We start from the raw sequence: 25882 nt of genomic DNA, 5'->3' as shown, positions 1-25882 counted from the left end.
CGCCACAACTTCTATTTGATAACGGCCTGTTCTGGGATTGTCCTCAACGACTGGCTAACTTGTTCTTGCAATTTACGATTCCTACTAAACGTCTTTGGAGGACAAAAATATGCCAGAAGTAAACTTACATAATGAAACTGAAACAACTGTCAAAAAGTCACGCTCTAACGAATGGATTAACAAAGAATTCTCCGCTAGTGCCCTATTGTTCTGGATCAAGGGAAAAGTTTCCGTTGATTACCGTGCCGTTCACATCGTTGAACAAAACACGGTCTTCGGTTTAATCCCTGCTGGTAGCAGCAAGCAAAACATTCCCTTGAAGAATATTACCGATGTTCAATTGAACACCTCTTACAAGGTCAGTCGCTTCATCTGGGGCATTCTCTTTGTTCTTGCTGGACTTGCCTCATTCACCTCTTCACCATTAATGGGCTTCATTAGCCTGTTAATTGGTGTGGCCCTGTTCTTGAACGGGATCTTAACCCAATTCGTTATCGAAAAGGGTGGTAGTGGTTACCTGATCTCCGTGCCATTCTTTAACAAAGCCGACATGATGGAAGTGCAATCCGTCATCGAACAAGCGTTGAACACCGACGCCGACAAGACCGACCAAAGCCTGTACCACCATCGTTTAGACAGTGATGATATGGACGACGTTCAATAAAACTTTTCTCAATTAGGAAATCCACGATGCCAGTCGCGGGTTTCCTTTTTTTGTGCGCTCAGTCATTAATCCAAAGCCACCAAGCCATGAATAAATGACGGCGTTGACATGCTTACCCCTTACCGCACTGTGCTTTCCAGCAATACGTGATACGTCGACACTCCGGTAGATGACTGTTCCGCATCCAGCAATTCACCGGCCTAATTAATTAGTAAAATCTTCTATGGCACCATTTGGATTGAATGCCTTAACTTGGCCTTATCCAGGTAATAATGTTGTAGACGTACTTCACCTTTGCCTGCACATACCATAAGTGTACAAGGACTTAATTTTCTGCCCTTTGGACTGGTGAGGCCTGACCAAGATTGGTCAGCCATGACCACATCTCTTAATACTAAAGGGCAATTGCTTAGCCACTCACGTTGGCCAACGAATCCTTCCGTAACCAAGCATGATATTAGTATAGCAAGGCGGGGTGTCATAATTTGTCATCAGGTCACGTAATTAATAACAAAATAAATATTTTCTCCGGTTGTTCAAAAAGTGGCGGTGCTACGGTCCACCTCGTGCTCTGACTGACGATACTGGACAAATCCCCGCCAATAAAGTGCCATTCATCCAATCGATCGATCCCAACTAATCCGGCTGATAAATGGTGTTAAATCAACGTCCCTGTCAATTTCCATTTGTCACACCGCACTATTTTGGATGGGATAATTTCACGATGAGGAATAATACTGAATAAAAATAATTTATACCACAATGATTTGGGATCGGCTATAATTAGAGACATCTACACTGAGTCAATCATGACCATCTGACCCATTATCAGTCCGTGATTCCCCAGCCAATCGACAATCTAAGTCGGCAAATCATTGATAATTTTAGTGAAAGGAGCCAAACCCATGCAGGTTGCTCTTCAAGACATTACCCTAGCCTACGACTACCATCATGCCATCTTGGACCATTTCTCGGCGACCATCCCCGACGGCGAGCTCGTCGCCCTATTGGGCGCCAGTGGTAGCGGAAAAACCACGATCCTAAATTTACTGGCCGGTCTGTTAACACCCCGGTCGGGACGCGTCATCTTCAACCAGACAGACGTCACCGCACAGGACAGTCGTCAACGTAACATTGGCATGGTCTTTCAAGACTACGCGCTGTATCCCCATCTGACCGTCCGCGACAACATTGCCTTCCCCTTGAAAATGGCGCACGTTAAACGAGCCGAGCGTTATCAACGGGTGGCCGACTTGGCAAAGCTCGTCCAGGTAACCGATCAGCTCTACGAGTTTCCCCACAAGCTTTCCGGTGGCCAACAGCAACGGGTTGCGATCGCCCGGGCACTCGCCAAGCAACCCGACCTGCTGTTACTGGACGAACCCTTAGCCAGCCTCGACACCGCGTTGCGTGAGGAACTCCGATCCGTCATTCGCCACATCCAGCAACAAACCGGCGTCACGGCCCTCCTGGTCACCCATGATCAAGAGGATGCCCTGTAAATCGCCGACCACATCATGATTCTAGCGAACGGTCAGCTACAGCAGGTTGGCACCAGTGCGGAATTATATCAGCGGCCGCGTAACCAAACCGTGGCCGCCTTCATTGGCCATCCGGAGATCAACCTGTGGCCTACCAAAGGCTTGCCCGCCGCGATCAAGGCCCTGCTACCGGAGCGTCTGGTTGATCAGTCGAGTACCCTCGGCATTCGCAGTGAGGCTATCCTGCCGGCAACGGCCGACACGGCCACCTTCTCGGCCGACATTACCCAACAGGTCCGGTTGGGCCGTGATACCCAGACACACTTACATAGTAAAACCGGCGATCTCGTCAGTACCGCCATTGCCCCGACCACGGCCCGTCAGATGCCTTTAACCATTGATCCGAAAGGGTGTCACCTCTTCAACTGGGCCGGCACGTGCCTCTGGTCGGGTGATGCTCATGCTTAATGCCAAGCCAACGGTTAAATCAACACTGAAGGCCCTGCTCTATCTAGCGCCTTTCTTAATAATCACGGGAACTTTTACCGTGTGGCCCCTAATTCACGCCTTTCTTATGAGTACCTATACCCATTACAACTACTACACGAACAAGGTCAGCGCCCTGGGCTGGGGCAACTTTAGCACGCTGTGGCACGATCCTAACTTCCACCTGGCCTGTCATAACACCTTCCTATTGGTGGTTATCGTCATGCCGGCGACCGTCGCCTTATCACTGCTGATCGCCCTGGGACTCAATCGTTCACGCCGAGTAGCCGGCTTCTTTCGCGCGATCTACTTTTTGCCGTTTGTGACCTCAACGGTGGCCGTTGGTCTGGTTTGGAACTGGCTGTTCCGCCTTGACGGCGGCCTGGTGAACCACTTTCTCGGCTTGTTTGGGGTCAAGGCAATTGATTGGTTAAATGACCCCCACTACGCGCTAGCCGCATTGATGGTGGTCTGCGTCTGGCAAGGCTTAGGCGTTAACATTATCCTATTCTTAGCCGGCCTCAATAATATCAATCAACGCTACGAGGTCATTGCCACGATCGACGGCGCCAATCCCTGGCAACGATTCACCAACGTGACGTGGCCCTTACTCATGCCGATTACCGTCCTGATTGTCGTAAACACCAGCATCACCAACTTTAAAGTGTTCGACCAGGTCTATGCCCTGTTTCAAGGGTCGGCGGGCCCGGACAATGCGGACCTCACGCTGATGTATTACCTCTACCAGAAGTTCTACATGGAAAATCAATTCACTGTTGCCGCCGCGAGTGGTGTCGTACTATTCCTCGTTGTCGGGGTCCTAACCATGCTAACCGTGGCCTATTACCAGCATCGTCAGCACCAGTTAGGGGGCGACTAACCATGCGCCATCATTTAGTCACCGTCATCCGTAATGGCCTGTTGACGCTGGGCGCAATCCTCATGCTGGTCCCGTTTGGTTGGATGTTAATCACCAGCCTTCAGCCGGCCGCCACGACCCTATCCGTTCCCACGACCTGGTTGCCCAGAACCCTTCAGTGGGTCAATTACCTGCATGTCTGGCAGGCGGCGCCCTTTGCCAGGTACTGCCTGAATTCCTTGTTGGTCACGGCCGTCACCACCCTTGGTCAACTCGTGACCAGCATTCTGGCCGCCTTTGCCTTCACCCATTTACAATTCTACGGGCGGCGCGCCTTGTTTGGCCTGTTGATTGCCCTCATGTTGGTCCCCGGTGAGCTCCTCTTAATTCCTAACTTTGTCACCCTGGCCCAATTTCACTGGATCAACACCTATGCCGCGCTGATCGTCCCCTGGCTAGCCAGCATTTTCATGGTCATCGCGCTGCGCCAGGCCTTCCAATCTCCACCCGCAACCCTGTACATCGCCGCCCATCTCGATGGGGCCAACGACTGGCAATATCTATGGCACGTCCTGGTCCCAACGACGCGGCCCATTATTACGGCGGTCGCCCTCCTCCAGGTCATTGCCTCCTGGAATGCCTTCATGTGGCCTCTCATCGTCACCAACAGTCAACGCCTGCGCCCGCTCCCGGTCGGTTTAATCACCTTTACCACCGAGCAAGGCGCCAATTATCCCTTGTTGATGGCCGCCACCGTCTGCGTTATTTTGCCATTACTGCTCCTATACTTAGGTCTCCAAAAATACCTTGTCATGGGGATTACCACGCCCCACTCGAAAGGATGAATCCAATGAAACGTTTTTTTCGTCTATGCCTTAGCCTTGGTGCCCTCTTACTGATTGGGACCCTTAGCGCCTGTGCCAGCCAGCCTTCCTCCACTGCGCATCAGCGGACCACCGTGACCTTTTGGCACGGAACCAGCGGTGCCAGTCAACAAACTCTTAATCAAATGATTAAAGACTTCAACAATTCCCAGTCCACCTACAAAGTCGTGGGGAGTTCTCAGGGTGACTTCGCCAACGTGCAACAGAAAATTACGGCCGCGGCCAAATCCCATACCCTGCCAACGATGGCCCAAACCACCTATACCAACGTTCCCAACTACGTTCGCGGCGGCTTCGTCACCCCAATCGATCCCTACCTCTCCAAGCAGACACTGGGTAAGATTGATCCGAGCTTCCAGTCCGCAACCCGATATCAGGGTAAGACTTACGCACTGCCCTTTTCTAAGTCAATCCGGGTGCTTTACTACAATCGGGACCTTCTCAAGAAAACCAACACCAAGGTTCCCCAGACCTGGTCGGACGTCGCCAAGGCTGGTAACCGGGCTAAGGCTCAGGGACTGACTGGCATGGCCTTTGACCAAAGCCTATCATCCGAGCTTGATTCATTAGCCCAGGCGACCGGCACGCCCTTGTACCAACACCATCCCAAGCTCACGAGCCCCGAGATTACGGGGGCCACTCACGTGCTCTACGACATGCTCCAAGCCAAGACGGCAACCACTGCTGGTACTGACGGCTTTGGTAATGTCACCTTTTTCAAGGGCAAGACCCTCTTCTACAGTGGATCTTCCGCCGCGTTGAGCATCATGCAGGCCAGCACGCCCAAGGGCTTGCACTGGGGAACGGCGCCCCAGCCTAGCTATCAAGGCAAGCACCGGCCCGCCATTGCCGGTAACGACCTGGTCCTCTTCAGGTCGGCGTCTAAGGCCCAACGCAAGGGGGCCGCTGCGTTCATGCAGTTCTTGTTAGCCAAGAAGCAGACGCTGAAATGGGCCAAGGCGACCGGCTACCTGCCACTAACGACGACCGCCCTCAAAAGTCAAAATTATCAAGAATACTTAAAACAACATCCCCTGGCTAAGGCCGCAGCCCAGTCACTACCGGATGGCTTTCTCGATCCCACCCTCGTCGGCTATACCCAATATCAAGCCGACGTGAACCAAATGCTCGACCAGTTAAGTAGTGGCCAAACGACGCCGGAGAAGGGTCTGGCCAAGCTACAACAACAAGCCAAGACCGATGTCTCTAATCAATAATCCTATTAAAACAGGGAACCCCCGCAATCAACCATGATTGTTGGGATTCCCTGTTTTTAGTTATAAAATCCTTTAGCCAATTACTGGGTAAATTGTAATTGCCGATTCCGGTTTTCAATGCCATTGATGATTCGGTCTAACAGAATCGCCATTTCCTTTTGGTCCCGGACAGCCGTCGCTCGATCTAACTCATCGATCGCCGCCAACACGGCGTGTTCCGTCATTTGTGCCGCGGTCGAGGACTTCACCTGACTGGCATGGGCCAAGTCATAGGCTTGTTCAACCTTTTTTTTCAAGCCGGCATCCTGAGTTCGGGCGAGAATGCCCGCCAACTTGCCGGAGCTTACCTTAACGAACTGCAACTCCTGTTCGTGAACCACCAGGGCATCCGCCGTCCGGTCATTGGCAATGATATGGGCAATCAGGATGATCGCGTAAAGTCCCGTGATAATGACCTGACTGACCAGGCTGAGCGAGCCCATCTGCGGATAGCGGAAAATAAAAATCAACCCACACACGAAGGTTATCAGGAAATACGTCATTGAGATACTGTACAGCGACATATTAAACAGTGCCGTGCTGCTACTGTTTTTCCGTACCATATACGGCGTAACCAGCAACAGGATGTAGGCCAGATGGATAAAACCATACGCCCACCAAATCGCAGCCGTTCCGTTGGCACCACCGAGGACGAAGAAGACAATGTTGAAGGCGATTAGGAAGACCAGGTCTAGGAGAACCCAAAGTTTTCGTTGTTTAGACATTTCACACCTCACATCCGGTCCAGTACTTCTGCCACCTTGGCATCGTACTGTTCCTGGGTAATCAATGAAGCCGCCAACATCTTTTTGAGCTTGGCCAATACCGCCATATCGTCCGGCTGATCGGCTGGTGCTGCCGGCTTGGCGGGTTCTTTAGACTCAGCAGCGGTACTCAACGGCGACATCATTTGTTTGCTCATGTCGCCAACCACGCCACCCGAGGCAACGCCCATGCCAATCCCGGCGCCCATCGCGGCAACGCCGCCGGCCCCGGAGTTATTTGACAGATTGGTCAAGATATTAGCCGCCTGTTGTTTACCCCAGTCTTCGCCCAGAATTCCCATGACTGCCTTGTCACCTTGAGCCAATTTGCCCTTAGCGATCGCGCCAATCTGCGACTCATCAATGGCATCGTACTTCGTCGTATCGATGTCTAGGCCAGCCAACGCAAACGTCACGCAGGTCAAGCCATAGCTGGCAAAGACCTCGTCAATCTTCGGCGCTACTTGCGTGGAAAGGTCTTCCAGATAGGCATCGAGACCGATCAACTCCTGGGTGAGCCCATTTAAGAAAATCGAGATGGTGGACTTAATCTTCCCTTGAAATTCGTTGGCAAAATACTTCGTGAGTTCCGCTTGCTTTTGGAAGGGAACGTTATTGCCGATGAGTTTCTCTAAGAAAATCGCCGGGTTGACGATGCGGACCTTGTAAGAACCCCGCACACGCGCCGAGGTCCGAATGCCCCAGACCTTGTCGCGAACCTGAATCGGCGACTGGGATCCCCAGAGAATTTCCTCACTGTCGGCCTTGCGAACGAAGTAAACCACACAGTTAAAGCTGCTGACCCCGCCGGACATGGCGTTGCGCAACCGACTGATGAATGGATAGTTCTCCGTGGACAGGTGGTACGTGCCGTTGTCGAAGACCTGCTCGATGGTCCCACTCTTGATAAAGATAGCCTCTTCACCAGGCATGACCACCAGGGTTGAATGGGTGTTGAAGTCTTCTTCGGGCTGTCGCCAGATTAGTAATTCGCCGCGCCCGGTGTTCTTAATGACATCCGTGAGGTGTTTCTTACCGTTGACGAAGGCCGACTCATTTTTGTTTCGACCGAATAATGGCATCAAATTCCTCCTCATATGTGCTAATTGACTAGACAAAAACGAGACGAGGGTTGACCTAACTGCCACAACAATTGGTATCAGTCAGTAAACCTTCGTCTCGTTAATGCTATTGTGGTTAACCTATTTATTCAGTTACAACTGAATAACCGCATGTGGTTAGGACCGTCTAGTCTTAAGCGTTCTTCTTTTCACGTAACATTTGCTTCATGCCTTGAACGGATTCGTTGGCCGTTGACAGGTCCGTACCGTTCATGGCAAAGGTCATCTTGTCGCCAGGAACCACCATGTGAACTTCGGTCGTATCAACGGTCTTTTCACGTTCAACGCCACTCTCCATAAATTTAGCCGTTTCGGAAGTGTTGCTGGACGAAACGGAGGTCACGTCTTGATAGAAGAATTCTTCCGTCAGAGAACTGTGCCAGTCTTGGTCCAGGTCAAAGGTGTAGGTGTACATGTACAGTTGCGTTTCGCTGAAGAAGATCCACGTCACTTCGTAACGGGAGCTCACATTCTTGTTGGTGTCCGTGTTCCGCGCCCAGGCATTCTTGAACTTGTAACCGACCAAGTTGATGGGCTTGATTTCCTTAATTTGGGATTCGTCTAAGCCCGTTTGTTCAACGGCCTTTTGACGTAGGCCTAAGCTATTTGCTTTATTTTCAACCATCTTGACGTAGTCGTCATCGGACATGACACCCGTCAGCTTCCGGGCGATACCTTGGCGTAAGAAATATTCCACGACCTTTTTTTCATCGGGGGTCTTTCCACGCTTGGCGCGATTAACCATCTTGGCATTGGCCGATCCGAACACGAGGTAAAGATAGACCAAGGCAATCAATATAAGAATAAGCAAAAATTTCATGTAAAATGTCCTCCAGTTTTAGTTGTCTAAACAGTATAAATTAATCGATGACGCTATAGGGTACCGGGACGATCGACGCCCAGAATCGTATAGAGCTGGGCAATATCATTCTCGGCCAGCCCCGTTGACTGCGCATTCGCTAACGCCTCATTGTAGGTTGGCGTCGTCCGAAAGTGCTTACGGGCAAAGAAGTCATACTTCAGGTACGCCAGGAAATAATAGTAAATCCCTTTGGGCTCAATCATCAGGGCGGCGTTGATATATTCCTCACTCTGATCAACGGCCTGGCGTCCGGCCAAGAAGGCCTTCTTACCTTGTAGGGCCGTGATAGCGGCGTAAAATAAGCTTTCGGCATCATCGAAGTCTTCTTCGATGGCCTGAGCAAAAGCCGCGGCCGCCTGCTTGTGCATCTTTAGTTTGAGATAACACATGGCCAGGGATTTATTTAGCACCGGACTACCCGGATGGTCCTTGAGCCCCTGCCGATAGGTCCGCGCGTACTTATTCAAATCCATTGATGACATGCTAGCCACGCTGTTAAACGTCGAAATCACAATGGGTGCGTGACAATACTGACACGTCTTTTGCCCGGTCGACACGCGAGCGCCACAACCCGGACAAGTTAATTCCACGACGTTTTCCAAAATTTTTCCACCTTGCTAAATAATTCAGTTACTTATCATTCCAAGTACAACGATGCTAGCTGAGGTCGGCTACGAAATCGCTCAGCGATGAAGAAAATGTTTCGAGTTTAGCTTCAATTCCATCCAAACTATCTATATCGTCCGTGACGTGATAATTTGTAATGTCTTTGGCCATACTATCAAAACTACTGCGTTCTGACTTGTTCATCCGCCCTCTAAAGAGTTTATATGCTTTGACTAAAACCTCTTTATCAATATTGGCCGCTTTAGCCCCATCACCGTGGAAAGAGACGTCGAAGCCCCACCGCAATCCATTAGAAATCGCATCATATGAACGATCGTTAGCAAAGCCATAGTTCTGAATAATGGAAGTGCCTTTTTCAATAATGCTGTTATAAGCTAAGTAGGTCTTCTTCAACCGCGCTGGCTTGTTGTATGGTGCCTTACCGGCTGTTAAGTACTTCTTGTAAATCCAACCAGCCTTCTTGCCGGACTTGATGTAGGTCAGCGTGGCCTTCTTACCGTTGCGCTTGATCGTGGCTTGCTTGGAGGCGGTCCAGGTGGTGTACTTGTACTTCTTCATCTGGTACTTCCGGTGGGTCAGCTTGGCACTGCTATAGAGATTGCCCTTGCTACCGTGGTAGGCCTTCTTGGCAACACCCTTGGTTGAAACCACCTTAACCTTGCTACTCTTGGCACTGGCCGGGGTAACCATGCCGGGTAACACTAACGCAAAACTCATCGCAACTAAGGCTGCGCCTTTAATCGTTTTGTTCATTCCGAATTCCTCACTTTTCTATGTAATTGGTCAAGACGGCTTCAAACTTCGGTGCACCATGATTAAGACTCGCAACTGTTAGCTGACTAGGACTAACAATCCGGATTCGCCCGAGAGACAGACGTCTGTAACCATGTGCACGTTAAGGCCTGAAGCCCCTTTCCGCTTACTATTTTGTCGCCATCCAAATGTCCTATGTTGTGTAAAACTTATTATGAATGGATAACTACGCCCGATTATACAAAAGCCAGGTGACACAATTTGTCGTCTAACCGAGTCGATCCTTAAAAACTTTAAAAAAAACTGAAAATAAAAAATCCCCCACGACTTTAATCGTGAAGGATTGCCGGTTAACCGGTCATTATTTCTCATATTGTTGATAGGCGGCGGCCAATGACTCCCGCATGCTTTTAACCAGCGATGGCGGCGAAAGAACCTGGAGCCCGGCCCCTTGGCTCATGAGCCAGAGCATCGCCCCGTCCACTTTCATGTAGGCCTCCACCACGTAGCTGCCATCCACATTTCGCTTAAGCACTCGCGAGTTGGGAAAATGGTCCAGCACCGTTTGAATATAGTTGCGATAGATGAAGCGTACCTGCGTCATCGACCCCGAATCCAATAGATAGGTATAGTGGCGATGTTCCTGCAGGGAAAAGCGCTCGTCATAATCCAACTTTTCTCCCGGTAATTTCTCTAAGATCGCTTCGATCCGGTCCAGCCGGTACAACCAGTATCCCTGGTGTTCCTCGCTAAACATGGCCACGTAAAAGTAGAAGGTCTCAAAGAACAGGGCCACCGGCTGGGCGTGGTGAACCTGGGCTGTCGTTTCATCCGGCCGACTACTATGATAGGTGAACACCATCTTCTGCGCCTGGGCAATGCAGGCCGCGACTTCCTTTAACCGATGGAGCAACGGTTTGGCCCGTGACAGGGGCACATAACTCCCCCGGGGGATCGTCAGTTGGTGTCGAACTGCCGACCGCATTTCCGCTGACAGGCTGGCACTAAGGAATTCTAGCGTGGCATTCAATTCAGGCTGATTCAACGCTCGCGACCCTAGCAAAATGTTGCTGGCCGTCAGCGCCATTTCAAAGTCGGCCTCTTCACTCTGTCGTGAGAGGCGATAGGTTCCCTGACGCTCAACCAATTCACCGGCCGCGTACTCCGACATGGCCCGGCGAATGTATGCTAAGTCCCGTTGGCTAGTCCGGAGACTGACGCCATAGCGCTCCACCAGTTCGTCTTGTTTCAGGGTTTCACCCACCATCAAACGAACTAATAATTCAGCTATTCGCTGATTACTTTGCATACGTTTCGCCTCCCACCATGGACTTCAAAAATCAGTTTTACCGACGACATTTAGTCCAATTATGGATTGTCATGCTAAAAAAGTAAACCAACAACTCCTTCAGCCGATCGTAAAACCAACTAAATCCCGTGTGAGAACCGCCTCATAATCTGCCAAAAAGGCGATCGGCCTAGTCAATTCGACTGGGGTGATCGCCTTTGATCTGAGGGATAATCCCCATTAATTCTTAAATTGAATCTTCACATAGTCACGGTACAGCGGCAACCGGTCCATCAATTCCTGATGGTTCCCACTCCCACTAACATGACCGTCTTCGATAAAGTAAATTGTGTCGGCATCGACGATCGTGCTCAACCGATGCGCGATGATCAGCGTCGTCCGCCCCTTCATCAGTTCACCCAGGGCCTTTTGCACCATGGCTTCTGACTCCGAATCCAGACTCGCCGTTGCCTCGTCCAGCAACAGAATCTTTGGATCACGAAGGAAGGCCCGGGCAATCGCCAGCCGTTGGCGTTGACCCCCACTGACCTTGACCCCCACTGACCTTGACCCCGCGTTCACCCACCTGGGTGTCGAGGCCGTCCGCCATGTGACGAACGAAGTCCTCGGCGGAAGCCAGTTGCAGCACGTGCCACAGCTCCTCGTCGGTATAGGTCTTATCGGCGCCGTAGGTCAGGTTATGCCGAATGGTTCCAGCCATAATGGCCGAATCCTGACTGACATAGCCAATTTGTGACCGCCAGTCACTCAGATTGAAGTCATTGGCGTTCTCACCACCAATGGTCACCATCCCCTTAGTTGGCTGGTAGTAGCGTTCCAACAGCCCAAAGATGGTCGACTTTCCTCCACCGGAAGGCCCGGCGAAGGCCACTACGGTATTGGGCTTGGCCTCAAACGACACGTCATGCAGCACTAAGCCCTCGTCGTCATAGGCAAAGTCGACGTGTTCCATGGCCAACGTTTGGTCGGAAACGGACTGCGTGGGTCCGGTGAGCAACTGTTCTTCCGGTTCCTGCAGTAAGTCTCGAACCCGTTCCGTCGACCCGTTGGCCTTCGACAGGTCCGTAAAGAACCGCGCCAAGGTGCCGGCGGGGCCAATGATTTGGAAGAGGTACATCAGGAAGGAAAACATGGTTCCCATGGACATCGTTCCGGCAGAGACCCGCACGGCGGCATAGGCCAACACGCCAACGAACACCGCTAACATGGCGGCCGTCATCGCTGGACCGGCAATCGAATCGTAAATGGCTTCCTTTAACCCGATCTGATAGAGATCCTGAATCTGTTTGGAACCTGTCTGCATTTCATAGCTCTCGGCATTAGACGATTTCACCAAGCGAATCTCGCTCAGGGTTTCATCGGTCTCACCGCTAAAGGCGGCCATGGCGTCCTGCCGCCGATGGCCAATCTTACCAGACTGCCGCATGATTGGAAACATCACCAGCATCACCAGGGGAACGGCCACAAACATAATCATGGTCATCTTCCAGTCCATGATCAACATGATGACCAACGCCCCGGCTAACTGCAGGAGCGAGGTCACCATCTGAGGGAACGAGTTGGCCAACAGATTTTTAATCTGCATCGTGTCGTTGACTAGCCGTGAGGTCATCTCACCCGTCTTGACGTTGTCAAAGTAACTGACCCGTAAGCGAATGAGCTTCTGCCACAGCGTTTCTCGGAGCCGAGCGACCACGTTCTCGCCGAAGAAGCCCAGCAAGGCCCCCGAGACCGCGCTAATCAGGGCGCTGGCAATGAACAGGACGATCACGGTTACCAGCAGCGGCCGGTTCATCGCATGCCCCAGCCCATTAATCAGGGACTGGGCCAGCTTAGGCACGGCCAGTTGGGCACCCGTTGCGAGCATCCCCAGGAACAGGCCGACCCATAGCTGCCAATATTTCGGCTTCGTCCGCCGAATCAAGTTTAAGAATCCTTTGAAATCAAATTTACCAGTTGGCCGTTGCTTGGCGGTCCGTGGCGCTGCAATTCTGCGTTCCATCTCTTTGCCTCCGATATTTTTCAAAAATTAGAAGTGGGGCCGATCCATCCCCCGGTGTGGCCACCCGTGGCCCGGCCGCCGGAAATCGTCCCATTGTAAATCGTCCACCTGGTGACTCAGCTTGGTCAGCAAGTCTTCCAGTTGGGCTTGTTCCTCCGGCGTTAAGCCACCAAATAACTTATCGGCCATCTCGTCCACATGACTATCTCGTTGATCGAAGAATTCCCGACCACGGTCCGTCAGGCGTACAATCACGACGCGCTTATCGGTGGCACTGGGAATCCGTTCCGCCAATTCCGCGTCGACCAGCCGGGTAATCGTGGCACTCACGGAGCTTGGCCGAATATCTAAAATTTCGGCAATCTCGGCATTGGTCAAACCATCCGGCGTCTGATAGAGTAGCTGCGCCAGTTGCATTTGTCCCCGGCCGCCATTCGGACCCCCGTGACCGCCCATCCCAGCCTGATGACCAACTACCATCAGGAAGCCTCGGTTGTGCAGCAACTTACCAAAACTTTTTAATAAATCACGACTTTTTTCTGTCATCATGATTCCTCCTTTTAACTGAATGAAAGTATCTTAGCATTTTAGTTAGCCTTTGTAAACTGAAACTAACTAAACGCTAACTATTTATTCTTGTCAGCCACGTGACTCCCTGATAATACAGCGTTCCCAGCAAAAAAGCGGCCACCCATTAAGGCAGCCGCTCGTTCAATCAAAATTAGTTATGTCCTTCGCCAATCACCGTGTAAAAGGCGGTCTTGCCAATACTGTAAGTACTGGCAAAGGCCATATCATCACCATAACGGTTATCCTGGAACTGGTAAGGCCGATGCCGATTGGTTAACGTGGTCCGGTATTGGAAACGCCCCGTCTTGGCGACACGTCGGCTCGTCACGCCACTCGGCTTGGTCTTGGTATACAACTGGATATTGGCCCCCTTGACCGTGGCCTTCGTGATCTTGAGGCTGGTCTTCGGCTTGGCATCGTGGTCAATCCGCCAGGTGTAGTCGCCTTGATACTCGTCCGTCGCGGTAAACACCCGTGGTGCGTAAGGATAATCCTCTAAGTAGCCATCGCTGGTCACCTTTATCATTCTGCTTCCGCGAGTGGGTAACTGTTCAATTGCCTTGACCCCACCACGATAGAATTGGTTGTCCCCGAAGGTTAACGCATAGGCTGGGCGGGCGATCTTCGTGACCCGGTTCTTCGCGATCTTGAAATCCACCTGACCGTCGTTGGCCCCATTCTTGGCGGGTAACCCGGCCCGCTTCAGGCCATAGCTGATGCTACTGTAATCATAAACATTTGACTTAACGTGCTTACCAGAACGATAACCGGTGATCACCGTTCCCTTTGGCAGGGATACCGATTTTTTAATCCACCCCTGCCCCTTAATCTTACTCGTCAAGACGGTCGCCTTAGTGGCAGCGTTCAGACGATAATACTGATTACGAAAGGCCCCCAGCTGACTGTCCTCATCGTGTAACCAGGCATTACTTGAGATTGGTGTCGGCATCGTTGGTTCGGTGGTCCAGGCCTTGGCGCTCACGCTACCCAAGGTGGTTGCCGCCAGGCCAGCGATGACCAGTGTTGCCAGTATTTTTTTCATCGATAGTCTCCCCCTAATCGTGATGCCATCAGCATAGCATGCTCCCTAGCTCGTGACTATCACAATCGGATCGATCCACCAAACCAATCGTTGTTCGATTAATTCAGGCGTTAGGCCTTTCCAATGGCAAAGTAATGCCCCTCCGGATCGGGGAAGCCAAACGCGGGTTGGCCATTGTCGGCCGAAATCGGGGTAGCGCCTGCTAGCCGGTCATGCAAGGCCTCGAAGTCCTCGCTGAAGAACATGACGGATGGCTGGTTATCCAGGACCTCCGGTGAATACTGCTTGATAAATTCCCGTGAAAAGAAGGAAAGTTCTACCCCAAATGGCGTCGCGAGTACGATATTAACCGAGTCGTCGGGTAGTGGATCGGTTGCGACGGTCGTCGCCCCAAACTTTTCCCGCCAGAAGTCGGCCACCAAATCAACATCATTAACGTAAAGCATCAACCGTGTTTTCTGCATGCTAAAAGCCACCCCTTTAACTGTGATGACCCTATCATAACGGGTTGCCTGCCGGCCGTCCATCATCAAATTTATAAGTTTTCCTAGCTATTCTTAGATAAGACGCGTATGCTTATTAATGCAGGTTCCGACCTGCCTAGTTGCTCTGTACATTCCAGATGTATCCTATGGATCAACTAGTTGCCTCCATCTCGGATTGATGGGGGCTTTTTTTGTGCCTAAAAACCGGGCGCCACGACCTAATCGTGACGCCCGGTTATTTTTATCTGAGTTCAATTAGTCATCCAGGTATTGCTTTGTGGAAGCCACAATGTCTTGTAGTCCCTTCTTAGCATCGGAGAAGAACATTTGCGTGTTGTCCGCTGAGAACAGTGGGTTTTGAATGCCGGCATACCCGGTACTCATTGACCGCTTAATGACAACCACGGACTTCGACTTATCCACGTCCAGGATTGGCATCCCAGAAATTTCATTGCCCTTTTCCCGTGCTAATGGGTTCGTCACGTCGTTAGCCCCGATAACCAAGGAAACGTCGGTACTCTCAAACATTGGATTAGCATCGTCCAATTGCTTCATTTGGTCGTAAGGGACGTTAACGTCGGCCAACAACACGTTCATGTGACCCGGCATCCGACCAGCAACTGGGTGAATAGCGTAGTTCACATTAATACCGGCATCGCCTAACAGCTTAGCCAGCTCGGCAACTTCGTGTTGGGCTTGGGCGGCGGCTAAACCATACCCCGGCACAATCATGACGCTGTGGGCGTAGGCCAGTTGCAGTCCAATGTCGTCGGCGGAAGTTTCCTTCACGTCAACGGGCACGTCGGCTGCGGCACTACCACTGTCGCTGTCGCCAGTCCCGAAGCCACCGGCCAAGATATTGGCAACCGACCGGTTCATGGCTTCGGCCATTTGCAAGGTCAGGATGGTCCCGGACGCCCCAACTAAGGCCCCGGCAATAATCAAGACTTGGTTATTGATAACAAACCCGGCAAAGGCCACCGCTAAACCGGTGAAGGCGTTCAGCAAGGAAACCACGACCGGCATGTCGGCCCCACCAATTGGGAGCGTCATTAACAACCCGAAGATCAGACTCATGGCTAAGGCTAAAACCACGTACCAGACGTTGGTTTCCATGCCCATCATCAGCCAGGCAGAGGCCAGGATGGCAATGACGACCACGATGTTGACCAGCCGGGCCCCTGGGAATGTAATTGGCTTCCCGGGAACGTGACCCGACAACTTCCCCGTAGCAATCAGCGAGCCGGAGAAGGTAATCCCCCCGATAATCACGTCCAACCAAACGGGTAACGAGAAGGCCAGGTTCAGGCTGGCACCGTCGCCCTTCAACAGGTAGTCGAAGATCCCGATAACGGCGGCAGCCCCACCACCAACGGCGTTGAACAGACTAACCAGTTGTGGCACGTCGGTCATGGGAACCTTGCGGGCCTTGATGACCCCATAGCCAATCCCAAAGGCCAAACCTAGAATCAAGACGATCCAGCCGGTTGGCGTAATTCGCTTTTCAATAATGACATTAACAATAATTGTAATAACCGCCAGGAACATCCCGACAGCTGACAAACCATTCCCCTTACGAGCGGTCTTTGGCGAACGCATCAGGTGAACACCTAAGACGTAGCAAACCGCGGAGACCAAGTAAATGAGGGATGAGACTGTTTGTAAGGCACTCATTTGTGATCATCCTCCTTTGCTTTAGCCGCTGGTTTCCGGTCAAACATACCCAGCATCCGGTCCGTCACGGTGTAACCACCGGCAACGTTGACCGCCGCGAAGAAGGCACCGAAAAAGGCGAGGCAATAGAATAGCCAGTTATTGGCTTCCGCGGCAATCACGAAGGCCCCAACAACCACGACCCCGTGAATGGCGTTAGCCCCAGACATCATTGGCGTTTGTAAGGTTGCGGGGATCTTACTCATAACTTCAAAACCTACTAATAAACTCAAAACAAAGATGGCGAGATTCGAGAATAATTCTTCACTCATGACTTATTCAGCTCCTTTGTCATCGGCCGCTTCATCCGGTGTGTCAACCACTGCCGGTTTGCGTTCTGGTAAATCCATCGCAGAACGGAGCCGGTTGCTAATGATTTCTCCATTGATGGTGACTAAGAGGTCACCCACAACTTCATCGTCGACGTCGAAGACCAGGGCGCCATCGGTCGTCAGGTCAGTGATGACCGCTTGAACGTTCTTCGCATACATGTCGGAAGCCGAGGCAGGTAATTGGCTTGCCATGTCTCCGGCCCCAACGATTTGGGCATCACTATCCGTGGTTACGGTCGTCCCTGGCTTGGAACCCGCCACGTTACCGCCTAAGTCACTGGCGGCCAAGTCAATAAATAGAGTCCCTGGCTTAGCATCGTCAACTGACTTTTGGGTAACCAATAGTGGTGGTCGCCGTCCCGGAACTTGGGCCGTGGTAATGATGACATTGTTTTGCGCAATGAAACCGGCCAATTCGGCTTGTTGTTGTTCGGTTTCTTCCTTGGTCAGTTGCCGCGCATAACCACCCTCACCAGTTGCGGAAACGGAGGTGGTCAGGAAGGTGGCCCCTAATGATTCGACTTCACCCCGAGAGGCTGGTCGAATATCATAACCAGAGACCATGGCCCCTAACCGTTTGGCAGTCCCGATGGCTTGTAATCCGGCAACCCCAGTCCCTAGGACCAAAACCTTCGCCGGTTTAGCAGTCCCGGCGGCGGTAATCATCATTGGGAAATAACGGGCAAAGCTGTCGGCGGCCAGCAAGGCGGCCTTGTACCCGGCCACACTGGCTTGTGAACTCAAAACATCCATGGTTTGAGCCCGCGAAACGGTCCGTGGCAGCAGTTCAAAGGCGAGTGCCGTAATCTTCTTGGCGGCGAGCTTCTTCACGAAGTCCACGTCTGTAAGCGGTGCCAAAAGTCCTAATAACGCTTGGCCCGCCTGCATCTGATCGATCACGGCGTCATCCGGTTGGTCAATGGTCGCGATAATCGTGGCATCCTTGACGGCTGTCCCCCGGTCAACGACCTTGGCCCCGGCGTCGGTATAGGCTTCATCACGATAGAAAGCGCGACTCCCAGCACCCTGTTCAATCAGGACCTGGTAGTCACTTTTGACCAACTTGCTCACAACGGTCGGTGATAATGCCACCCGATTTTCATTGGGTCTTTCTTTTAAAACCGATATCGTAATTGGCATTCAAAACTTCCCCCTTTTGATAAAGTATTCACATATTCACTATAAGACATTTAGCCCAGTAACACAATGATCCGCCGGAAGTTTTTCATGGCGTTTGGCGTGGCGACAAATGCTGATATTTCAGCATAATCGGCCATTTGGCAGGCGACATTTACTGTCACTCTCGCACCATTTATATAATCGATAATTCTAATTTTTGATGATTTTTCTGAAAGTCAGTTCACAAACTATTTGATTTTATTTGGCGATGTATATCCCGGTCGTTCCACAAAAAAAGAGACCGAACATGACGTCCAGTCTCTCCAATTATTTTATTTATGAGCTTTCGTTAAGTAGTTGGTCCGAATGGCCTTCAATTGGCTTGGCTTAATCTTCAAGCCCTTCTTAACATATTTGTCCATGGAACCGTACTGCTTGTTAACCTTCTTGTAGAACAGGTTGAGCAGCTCTGGCTTGGCCCACGTCACGTTTAATTGCGTGTTGGACAATAAGTAATCCCGTTGGATATCCTTCTTGCTAACGCCCAAGATCGAGTAGAGAATGGCGGCCGCCGTCCCCGTCCGATCCATCCCGTGAGAACAGTGGAACAGCAGGGCACCCTGTTTGTTCTCCGCCATCTGAACTAACAGATTGCGGTAGCTGCGACGGGCGGCACCCTTGGTCGCCATGTCGACGTACATTCCCTCGTCGTCGTTGTCGTAGTTGGACTTGCTGCCCAGGACGGAGGCCTGCATGTACTTCACGCCATCCAAGACTGGATCGGGCTTCTTAGCAATCTGATCGGTCGTCCGTAAGTCGACGATCTCCGTCAGGTGATAGTGGTCGGTCAACCGGAACGTATCGTAAGTGGTCAGCTTTTCCAAAGAATCGCTTCGCAGCAAACGGCCCAACTTGACCCGTTGGCCGGACCTGGTCTTGTATCCTCCTAAGTCCCGCATGTTTTCCGCACCCTGCAATTTAATTGGTCGGGTAACTTTTTGTGAAATGGCCGGTTGTAGTTGGGCATTCGACGTTGCTGCCTGAACGGGAACTACCCCAGCCCCCATTAATGTTAAGGCACAACTCATGCCTGCTAAAACTGTCCGAAATCGCATTACTAATCAATCCCCTTTCTGATTAACCCTAGGTTACCAAATCCATGTAAAGTTAATGGCGAGAAGTTGTAACGGTTTGGTATAGACCATACTCATTTATTTATCAAAGGTCACCGCAGGCCCCACGACAAGCGTTTGACAAGTCCGCCAAAAACCGCCAAAATAATTTTAATTAGGCAAAGGAGGCGACACAGCGTGGCAATGTTATGGTTGGTCTTTCTGCCGGCATTATTAGCCGGATTAATTCAGGGATTGACGGGCTTCGGTTCCGCCATTATCATGATGATTTTCCTGCCGGCGATCCTGCCAATTGGCCAAGGGGCCGGTGTGGCCACCCTCGTCATGGCGGCCAGCGTCATCACCCTGGTCTACCGGTATCGACACGACATTCACCTGCGCCGCATCATCCTTCCGTTTATCATCTATGCCAGCGTGGCTACCTGGTCGATCCACCTCACGCGCGTCTGGGATGTCCACCGGTTGCGACTCATGCTTGGAATCCTCTTGGTCTGTCTGGCCATCTACTTTCTCTGGAGTAAAAGTGCCGGGGATCGCCGGTATCCCTGGCCCGTCGCCATTGGGTTCATGCTCATCTCGGGCTTCTTCAACGGCCTGTTTGGTATCGGCGGTCCCTTGATGGCGCTGTATTTCCTATCGCTATCGGACTCGACCGATGAATACCTGGCCAGTATCGAAACGTTCTTCCTGTTCGATACCATCTACGTCACCAGCGTCCGGGTCGCCACCGGGGTCCTGGTTGCCAGCAATATTCCCCTGATTCTACTGGGGATGGTTGGCGCCACCACCGGGACCATCATCGCGGCCCATCTACTGAACCACTTGGATATTAACCACATGAAACGTGGCATCTATCTCTTCATTGGCCTCAGTGGCCTCTACTACTTATTCTTCTGATCACACTAACTAAAGGAGTCGATGCATTCATGGCAAGTATTTACATGCGGGCCGCTCAGCCCGCCGATCTCGACCGCATCATGGCCATCATCACGGAGGCCCAGGCATTACTCAAGGCCGACGGCAGTACCCAATGGCAAGATGGCTATCCCGACCGCGAAATTATGGGGGCGGATATTGACCAACACCACTGCTTCGTTCTGATGGTCGACGGGCAGATCGCCGGCACCGCCACCCTAATCACCGGGGCAGAACCCAACTACGCCGTGATTGAAGATGGCCATTGGGCAGACGAGACCCACCCTTACGCCACCATTCATCGGTTCGCCCTGTCCGCCGACTTTCGGGGCATGCACCTCAGTCAAATTTTCTTCTCTAATCTGTTATCGCACGCGTACAATGACGGCGTGCGCCACTTCCGCATCGATACCCACGAGGTTAACCTGCGGATGCAACACATCATTAAGTCCTTCGGCTATGACTACCGCGGCATTATCTACGTGGATGACACGCCAACCGGCAAGCGGGTAGCCTTTGAACTGGCCCTGCCGTAGAAAAGCGTGCGACCAAGAACGATTAGCTGGCGAGCATTAAGGCTGAACCACCAGGCATTGGTCACCCGTTTCGGCAAACTAAATCTGACGCACAAAAAAGGCTGTGACAGCAATGTCACAGCCTTTTTGCTATTCTGCTAGTGCACCGTTTCTACCCACTTCTTTAACATGAAGAGGTTTGCGGCAATTTCTAAGGCGCTAATAATGGCTAAACTTAAAATGGCAATCCATAACTGTCCCAGGTCCTGTTGACCAATTAACAGGGAACTAAACTTCTGTACCAAGCCGCCAACAAAGGAAACTAGGCGAATGGTGACCCAAATGATGGCCACGTAGAGTACGAAGGACACCACCTGTTGACGGAACCGCGGAAGAAAACGCGTAATCACATTGGTGACCAGGTGGGCCAGTGAAATCGTACTCCAAATCACCAGCCAAATCATGAAGGCCAAGATCAGCAAGGTTGCTCCCGTCTGGAACAGGTCACCAGGTGTCTGCAGGCCCGCATTCCAGGACCAAATGCCGCGTAATTCCCGGGTGATAGTTCCCCAGGCAAAGAGGAGCCCAATCGCCCCCAGAATCGCCTGGGCGACCCAAACATAGAGCAATTGGCCGAAGGACGCCACGAGATTGGCAAAATAGAATTTACCATCGCTTAAGGGTATTAACCGTAGACTATCACTGGTGAAGGCCCGTTCACTGGCGACCGCCAGCATCACGAAGCTCACCGCCGTGGTCACGAACGCCCAACCACTCACGGACGACAGAATCGTGACGTCGGCAAAGTGACCGGTAACCGCGGTCCAAAGGGTCGTCACGGCAATGGCGATCAGGTCGATCAGGAGAATCTGATTCATTTGACGAAACCGTGACCCGCTCATTGCTTTAATCGCTGACCAAAGATTAGTCATGCTTAACCCCTCCTTCATACAAACTCTCGTAGAAAGCCTCGATACCAATTCCATACTCGTCACGGATGTCATCGGCGGCCTGGTGAATAGCGACCGTCTGGTCCTTCACGATGACCACATCATCCAGAATCGGCGCAATCTCGGTGACATAGTGATCACTGATCACCATCGTGGCATCGTCCGGCTTCCATTTGATAATACTGCTGATGATCCGCTTGCGACTCATGCTGTCAATCCCGCTGAAGGGTTCATCCAAGAGGTATAGGTCCACTTGGCGTGAGAGGGTTAAGGCGATGACCACCTTTTCCTTCATCCCCTTAGACAGGGCGGACAGCTTCAGGCTGGTATCGATCTGCAGGAAGGTCACCAGCTCTTCGAACCGTTGCCCATCGAAGTCGGGATAGACCAACCGGTAATAATCCACGACACGATCGATCCGTGTGCCATCGGCAAAGCCCTTCAATTGCTCCGAGAAACTCACATGGCGCTTGCGGTCCACGGTCTTTTCCAAGTCGCGAACGGCGATATGGCCGCTGCCCTTGGCGCTGCCAGTAATGAGTCGCATCAAAGTCGTCTTACCGGCACCGTTTTCCCCTAACAGACCGACAATCTTCCCTTGGGCTAACGTCAGGTTGACGTCATGCAAGATTACCTTCAGGTTGCGCTTATAATTCAAATTCTCAATCGTTAAGACATCAGACATGTTGTTCACCTCTTTGCTTGATAAAGTGTTCTAGACTCGCGATGATATCCTCATCGCTCAGATCTAAAGCGTGGAGCTGTTGATAAACGCGTTCCAGTTGTTCCGTGATTAATTCCTCTTTTAATTGGGTAATTCGTTCATGATCCATCGTGACAAAGTTCCCCTTTCCCCGTTGCGATTCAATCACGCCTTCTGTAATCATTTCCCCTAACGCTCGTTGAATCGTATTAACATTGACCGTCATATCAACTGCTAATTGCCGAACTGCCGGCAGCTTGTCCCCTGGTTCAAGCTCGCCGGTAATCATTTCATGATAAAGCTGATTCTTGATTTGGTAGTAAATTGGCACCTTATCATCAAATTTCACGTTGTCACACCTCCATAGTGTTCTATTTAACTATTACACTATAACATCAGAATTGACCGCTGACAAGCGTCATGCTCGATAAATTTTAAAATTAACGGAATCTCCGCCAACTCACCGTTCTGATTGGCATTGTGACACCGCCAATGTAAGCGTATAATTCAAGCTGTTAACTAAGCGTTCAAATAAATGACGAAATGGATGATGGACTAAATGCGACGCCGACCAACGAACAAGAATAACCGCGGACCCGTCCCGCACTGGCTACTGATGGTCATCAGTGCCGTGGTGGTCCTCGGCTTTGTTGGGATCCTGGTCGGCCAAGCCCACCAAGGACAGCCAACCAAATCCGCCGACAAGGGGCCTAGTGCACCGACGACCAAGGCCATTTCACGACGCCAGGATCAACTCGAGAATCAGCTTCAACGCTACTTCAAGACCGTCACCGCCGATGGCACGACCGGCGTGAGTTTCTACAGTCTGGGAGCCAAGCCCCACAGTGCGGCGGCCAAGGATGCCACCGCGGCCCAGCTCTATCGGACCGGTCACCTGACCGCCGAGGCCAACGCGCATACACCCATCGACTCCGCCAGCACCTACAAGCTCTTCGTGGCCGGTTACCTATTCTCCCTGCACCATCAGGGGCAGTATCCCTGGACCGCCGCCAACCGTGAGGGCCTGACCCGCATGATCGTCTACAGCGAAAACGACTTCGCCGAGGACTTCATGGACACGAACGGCCTAGCGGGATTGAACCAATTTGCCCATCAACAGCATGCCTTCACCCCTATGTTCATCGAGGGGGAAACGGCCCGCACCACGACGGCCAGCCTGACGCTGATCCTTCGCCATCTGGCCCAACAAAAAAAGCCCTTCAACCACGCTGCCGATCAGCAATGGTTGTTAGGCCTCATGCACAAGCAGGTCTATCGGCACGGCATCCCCGCCGGCGCCCAGGCCGCCAAGGCCGGTACCAAGGTGGCCGACAAGGTGGGCTTTCTCGGCGATACCAATAACGATGCCGGGATTGTCACCCTACCAGACGGCGAACAGTATATCCTGGTCGTCACAACCCACGGGGCCCAACCCGGCGGCGAAACGGGCTTCAAGCACATCGCCCAGATCACCCAGCACGTTCAGGGAATGGTCTACAATCCAAGAATAATTCAGAACTTAAATAACCCCTAACGACGGCCCAGCGGCGGTCGTTTTTTATTCCCCCCGATGAAGCCGCCAACGCGCTTCGCAGAGGCCAAATATCAGTAGGGCGCCCAGGATCCAAACAAGCCCCATATCCCGGGTGTTGGTGACGCTCACCCACCGGCCCGCCACCCGCGTCAGCTTAACCACCAACAGGCCGAGCAGATCCACTCTGAGACGAACGCGGCCGGCCGCCTGGGTCCAAAAGGTCGCAAAGGCAATGATGAGACCAATGATCAGGGCCGATCCCACCAGACTCCCCCCAACCTCTAACGGTATGCGCACACGAGCTTGTTTCATGACACCGCCTCCTAACTAGCCTCGAGTATAGGCACTGGCTTTTGCCGAGCCATGTCCCGCTCCTCGGTTGCCGTCATGACTTTACAAACATTTCCAGCATAATTTCGGTATACTAAGACTAAATTTACTCAAGTCAGGAGAACGATTATGACTCATTCACTGGGACGGGCCCTGCGCCAAGCGCGGCACGATGCCCATCTAACGCAGGCCGCCACCGCCGAGGGCATCTGTGCGCAATCCATGCTATCTGCCATCGAGAATGGTCAATACATTCCCAATTCGGAAATTCTGATTCAGCTCTGTCGCCGGCTACAGATTAGTCTAACGGCGATCAGTCTCGCCGATAACTTTGCCATCAGCGATCAGGTCGCCATCAATCAAGAACTCGATCGCCTGTGCAATCAGCATGCCTATCGGACCCTCAACGACTACCTGCTGTCGGCCCCGGTCTTGGCGGCGATCACGACCGACCACCAAACTCAGGCCTACTATTACTATCTAGGTATCACCGAGTATCAACTCAACCATGACCTCGACGCCGCCCAACGGGATTTTCAACTGGCCCTGAGTAGTGCCGGTGGTCCCGTTACCACCCTCACGCGACTCATTCACGCGGCCAACGGCCTGGCCGATGCCACTGCGGGTCGGCCTGAGGCGGCAAAGTCCGCCTTCAAGGTTGCGATGCATGACCTCGACCAGGCGCCTTACGAACCGGATCAGAATTCACTATTCTACCTCGCCGCGCTCGCCGATTATCAACTAGACCAACTCGTGGCGGCCACCGCCAGACTACAGGATGGTCTGCGCTTCATCACCGTCCACGACTCCCATTACATGCTGGCGAACTGCTATCATCTGCTGGCCGTCATCTCCGCTGAGAGCGACCAGCAGAACCAGTCCGCTGAGGCCACCCAATTTGCTACCATGCTGACGGCGCTCTTCCACGAAAAGGTTTTCGATGATTTTACCAAATATCAGTAGGCTGATTTTTAGCGACTGGGCAAATATCCTACACTGGGGCCATCAACTAGAGGAGGTCCCATCCATGAATAAACTCTTTACCAATCAAGTCCTGATCAATGCCGACCGCGCCAGCGTCCACGCCATCCTGGCCGACGCCCAACAACTACTGACCTGGAATCCAGCCATCAGTAGCGTCGCCGGGAACGCCAATCAATTTCGCATTGACCGCACTACGGCCGCACTCAATCAACATGAATTACTCACCATCACGACCACCCCCGACCAGATCGTCTACGACAGTACCGAGGGCCGGCTGGCCTACCAACTCCGCTTTCGGCTGACGAGCACGGCCGAGCACACACTGGTCGAGGAAGAACTCTGGACGGCCGATGGGTCGCACTTGCCGCTCAAGTTGCTCGCCCCAATTGCCAAACAAGCCTTCGCCGCCAACCTCAATCATCTCCGGCGCCTCGTTGAACACCGAGTCGTTGATTAATTTCCGCCATTAAAACCACCATCGCCGATTAA

At 52.1% G+C, this 25882-nt stretch carries 28 protein-coding genes and 1 pseudogene; 11 read left to right on the top strand and 18 right to left on the bottom strand.

All coding sequences use genetic code 11. The features are described 5' to 3' along the window. The first annotated feature begins 109 nt into the window (after positions 1–109). The 6 genes from EKM96_RS07135 to EKM96_RS07115 all read left to right on the top strand — a co-directional run bounded on the left by EKM96_RS07135 (position 110) and on the right by EKM96_RS07115 (position 5591). On the top strand, positions 110–664 hold the full coding sequence (locus EKM96_RS07135; RefSeq protein WP_125641789.1) for a hypothetical protein: 555 nt from the start codon (positions 110–112) through the stop codon (positions 662–664). 905 nt (positions 665–1569) lie between these two features. After that, positions 1570–2166: an ABC transporter ATP-binding protein gene (locus EKM96_RS10695; protein ID WP_225417690.1), complete on the top strand. Its 597-nt coding sequence runs from the start codon at positions 1570–1572 to the stop codon at positions 2164–2166. A gap of 15 nt (positions 2167–2181) precedes the next feature. Continuing rightward, entirely contained in the window at positions 2182–2613 is a 432-nt protein-coding gene (locus tag EKM96_RS10690) for an ATP-binding cassette domain-containing protein (protein ID WP_225417688.1), read from the top strand. Continuing rightward, positions 2606–3511: a carbohydrate ABC transporter permease gene (locus EKM96_RS07125; RefSeq protein ID WP_125641786.1), complete on the top strand. Its 906-nt coding sequence runs from the start codon at positions 2606–2608 to the stop codon at positions 3509–3511. The genes EKM96_RS10690 and EKM96_RS07125 overlap by 8 nt, the downstream gene beginning before the upstream one ends. 2 nt (positions 3512–3513) lie before the next feature. Beyond that, on the top strand, positions 3514–4335 hold the full coding sequence (locus EKM96_RS07120; RefSeq protein WP_125641783.1) for a carbohydrate ABC transporter permease: 822 nt from the start codon (positions 3514–3516) through the stop codon (positions 4333–4335). Positions 4336–4340: 5 nt separating this feature from the next. Beyond that, complete coding sequence (locus tag EKM96_RS07115) at positions 4341–5591, top strand: ABC transporter substrate-binding protein (protein WP_225417686.1); 1251 nt, start codon at positions 4341–4343, stop codon at positions 5589–5591. Between the two features lie 80 nt (positions 5592–5671). On the opposite strand, the gene EKM96_RS07110 is transcribed toward EKM96_RS07115, so the two are convergent. From EKM96_RS07110 to EKM96_RS07045, 14 genes and pseudogenes are all read right to left on the bottom strand, one after another. Further along, the gene (locus tag EKM96_RS07110) at positions 5672–6355 is read right to left on the bottom strand and encodes a hypothetical protein (RefSeq protein WP_125641777.1); all 684 of its coding nucleotides are present in this window, start codon (positions 6353–6355) and stop codon (positions 5672–5674) included. Between the two features lie 8 nt (positions 6356–6363). Then, on the bottom strand, positions 6364–7476 hold the full coding sequence (locus EKM96_RS07105) for an SPFH domain-containing protein (RefSeq protein WP_164510998.1): 1113 nt from the start codon (positions 7474–7476) through the stop codon (positions 6364–6366). A gap of 172 nt (positions 7477–7648) precedes the next feature. Beyond that, complete coding sequence (locus EKM96_RS07100; protein WP_125641771.1) at positions 7649–8335, bottom strand: hypothetical protein; 687 nt, start codon at positions 8333–8335, stop codon at positions 7649–7651. Positions 8336–8388: 53 nt separating this feature from the next. Beyond that, a complete protein-coding gene (locus EKM96_RS07095) occupies positions 8389–8979 on the bottom strand; it encodes a zinc ribbon domain-containing protein (RefSeq protein ID WP_125641767.1) in 591 nt (196 codons plus the stop codon). A gap of 55 nt (positions 8980–9034) precedes the next feature. After that, a complete protein-coding gene (locus EKM96_RS07090) occupies positions 9035–9757 on the bottom strand; it encodes a hypothetical protein (RefSeq protein ID WP_125641764.1) in 723 nt (240 codons plus the stop codon). A gap of 361 nt (positions 9758–10118) precedes the next feature. Then, complete coding sequence (locus EKM96_RS07085) at positions 10119–11066, bottom strand: helix-turn-helix transcriptional regulator (RefSeq protein ID WP_225417678.1); 948 nt, start codon at positions 11064–11066, stop codon at positions 10119–10121. A gap of 219 nt (positions 11067–11285) precedes the next feature. Further along, positions 11286–13068 (bottom strand): annotated as a pseudogene (locus tag EKM96_RS07080) (ABC transporter ATP-binding protein). A gap of 27 nt (positions 13069–13095) precedes the next feature. Next, positions 13096–13614: a MarR family winged helix-turn-helix transcriptional regulator gene (locus tag EKM96_RS07075; RefSeq protein WP_125641761.1), complete on the bottom strand. Its 519-nt coding sequence runs from the start codon at positions 13612–13614 to the stop codon at positions 13096–13098. 175 nt (positions 13615–13789) lie between these two features. After that, positions 13790–14680 (bottom strand): hypothetical protein, encoded by an 891-nt coding sequence (locus EKM96_RS07070; protein WP_125641758.1) that lies wholly within the window; start codon positions 14678–14680, stop codon positions 13790–13792. A gap of 110 nt (positions 14681–14790) precedes the next feature. Continuing rightward, positions 14791–15144, bottom strand: coding sequence for a VOC family protein (locus EKM96_RS07065; RefSeq protein ID WP_125641755.1), 354 nt, complete (start codon positions 15142–15144; stop codon positions 14791–14793). 276 nt (positions 15145–15420) lie between these two features. Beyond that, on the bottom strand, positions 15421–16839 hold the full coding sequence (locus EKM96_RS07060; protein WP_125641752.1) for an NAD(P)(+) transhydrogenase (Re/Si-specific) subunit beta: 1419 nt from the start codon (positions 16837–16839) through the stop codon (positions 15421–15423). Then, the gene (locus EKM96_RS07055; protein ID WP_061775686.1) at positions 16836–17150 is read right to left on the bottom strand and encodes an NAD(P) transhydrogenase subunit alpha; all 315 of its coding nucleotides are present in this window, start codon (positions 17148–17150) and stop codon (positions 16836–16838) included. Before EKM96_RS07055 ends, EKM96_RS07060 begins: the two co-directional genes overlap by 4 nt. A gap of 3 nt (positions 17151–17153) precedes the next feature. Further along, positions 17154–18350 carry an NAD(P) transhydrogenase subunit alpha gene (locus tag EKM96_RS07050; protein WP_125641749.1) on the bottom strand — a complete coding sequence of 399 codons (1197 nt, stop codon included), beginning with the start codon at positions 18348–18350 and terminating at the stop codon, positions 17154–17156. A 311-nt stretch (positions 18351–18661) separates the two neighbouring features. Then, entirely contained in the window at positions 18662–19444 is a 783-nt protein-coding gene (locus EKM96_RS07045; RefSeq protein ID WP_125641746.1) for a tyrosine-protein phosphatase, read from the bottom strand. Between the two features lie 201 nt (positions 19445–19645). Between EKM96_RS07045 and EKM96_RS07040 the strand changes: the two genes are divergently transcribed. Both EKM96_RS07040 and EKM96_RS07035 read left to right on the top strand, forming a co-directional pair. Continuing rightward, positions 19646–20359 carry a sulfite exporter TauE/SafE family protein gene (locus EKM96_RS07040; RefSeq protein ID WP_125641804.1) on the top strand — a complete coding sequence of 238 codons (714 nt, stop codon included), beginning with the start codon at positions 19646–19648 and terminating at the stop codon, positions 20357–20359. Positions 20360–20388: 29 nt separating this feature from the next. Further along, positions 20389–20913 carry a GNAT family N-acetyltransferase gene (locus EKM96_RS07035; protein ID WP_125641743.1) on the top strand — a complete coding sequence of 175 codons (525 nt, stop codon included), beginning with the start codon at positions 20389–20391 and terminating at the stop codon, positions 20911–20913. A gap of 137 nt (positions 20914–21050) precedes the next feature. On the opposite strand, the gene EKM96_RS07030 is transcribed toward EKM96_RS07035, so the two are convergent. From EKM96_RS07030 to EKM96_RS07020, 3 genes are read right to left on the bottom strand one after another with little or no spacing between them, the layout of a single operon-like run. Then, the gene (locus tag EKM96_RS07030; protein ID WP_125641740.1) at positions 21051–21824 is read right to left on the bottom strand and encodes an ABC transporter permease; all 774 of its coding nucleotides are present in this window, start codon (positions 21822–21824) and stop codon (positions 21051–21053) included. Further along, positions 21817–22527, bottom strand: a complete 711-nt coding sequence (locus EKM96_RS07025) for an ATP-binding cassette domain-containing protein (RefSeq protein ID WP_125641737.1) — start codon at positions 22525–22527, stop codon at positions 21817–21819. Before EKM96_RS07025 ends, EKM96_RS07030 begins: the two co-directional genes overlap by 8 nt. After that, entirely contained in the window at positions 22520–22894 is a 375-nt protein-coding gene (locus EKM96_RS07020) for a GntR family transcriptional regulator (protein ID WP_125641734.1), read from the bottom strand. Before EKM96_RS07020 ends, EKM96_RS07025 begins: the two co-directional genes overlap by 8 nt. Positions 22895–23104: 210 nt before the next feature. Between EKM96_RS07020 and EKM96_RS07015 the strand changes: the two genes are divergently transcribed. Next, positions 23105–24079 (top strand): serine hydrolase, encoded by a 975-nt coding sequence (locus tag EKM96_RS07015; RefSeq protein ID WP_125641731.1) that lies wholly within the window; start codon positions 23105–23107, stop codon positions 24077–24079. A 24-nt stretch (positions 24080–24103) separates the two neighbouring features. On the opposite strand, the gene EKM96_RS07010 is transcribed toward EKM96_RS07015, so the two are convergent. Continuing rightward, complete coding sequence (locus EKM96_RS07010) at positions 24104–24391, bottom strand: LlsX family protein (RefSeq protein WP_125641728.1); 288 nt, start codon at positions 24389–24391, stop codon at positions 24104–24106. A gap of 147 nt (positions 24392–24538) precedes the next feature. Between EKM96_RS07010 and EKM96_RS07005 the strand changes: the two genes are divergently transcribed. Together EKM96_RS07005 and EKM96_RS07000 are read left to right on the top strand one after the other, a co-directional pair. After that, entirely contained in the window at positions 24539–25372 is an 834-nt protein-coding gene (locus tag EKM96_RS07005) for a helix-turn-helix transcriptional regulator (RefSeq protein WP_125641725.1), read from the top strand. Between the two features lie 64 nt (positions 25373–25436). Continuing rightward, positions 25437–25850, top strand: coding sequence for an SRPBCC family protein (locus EKM96_RS07000; protein ID WP_125641722.1), 414 nt, complete (start codon positions 25437–25439; stop codon positions 25848–25850). The last annotated feature ends 32 nt before the right edge of the window (positions 25851–25882 follow it).

The sequence above is a fragment of the Levilactobacillus tangyuanensis genome (genome assembly GCF_003946545.1).
Classification (GTDB): domain Bacteria; phylum Bacillota; class Bacilli; order Lactobacillales; family Lactobacillaceae; genus Levilactobacillus; species Levilactobacillus tangyuanensis.
This window is presented reverse-complemented; position numbering and strand designations above follow the sequence as displayed.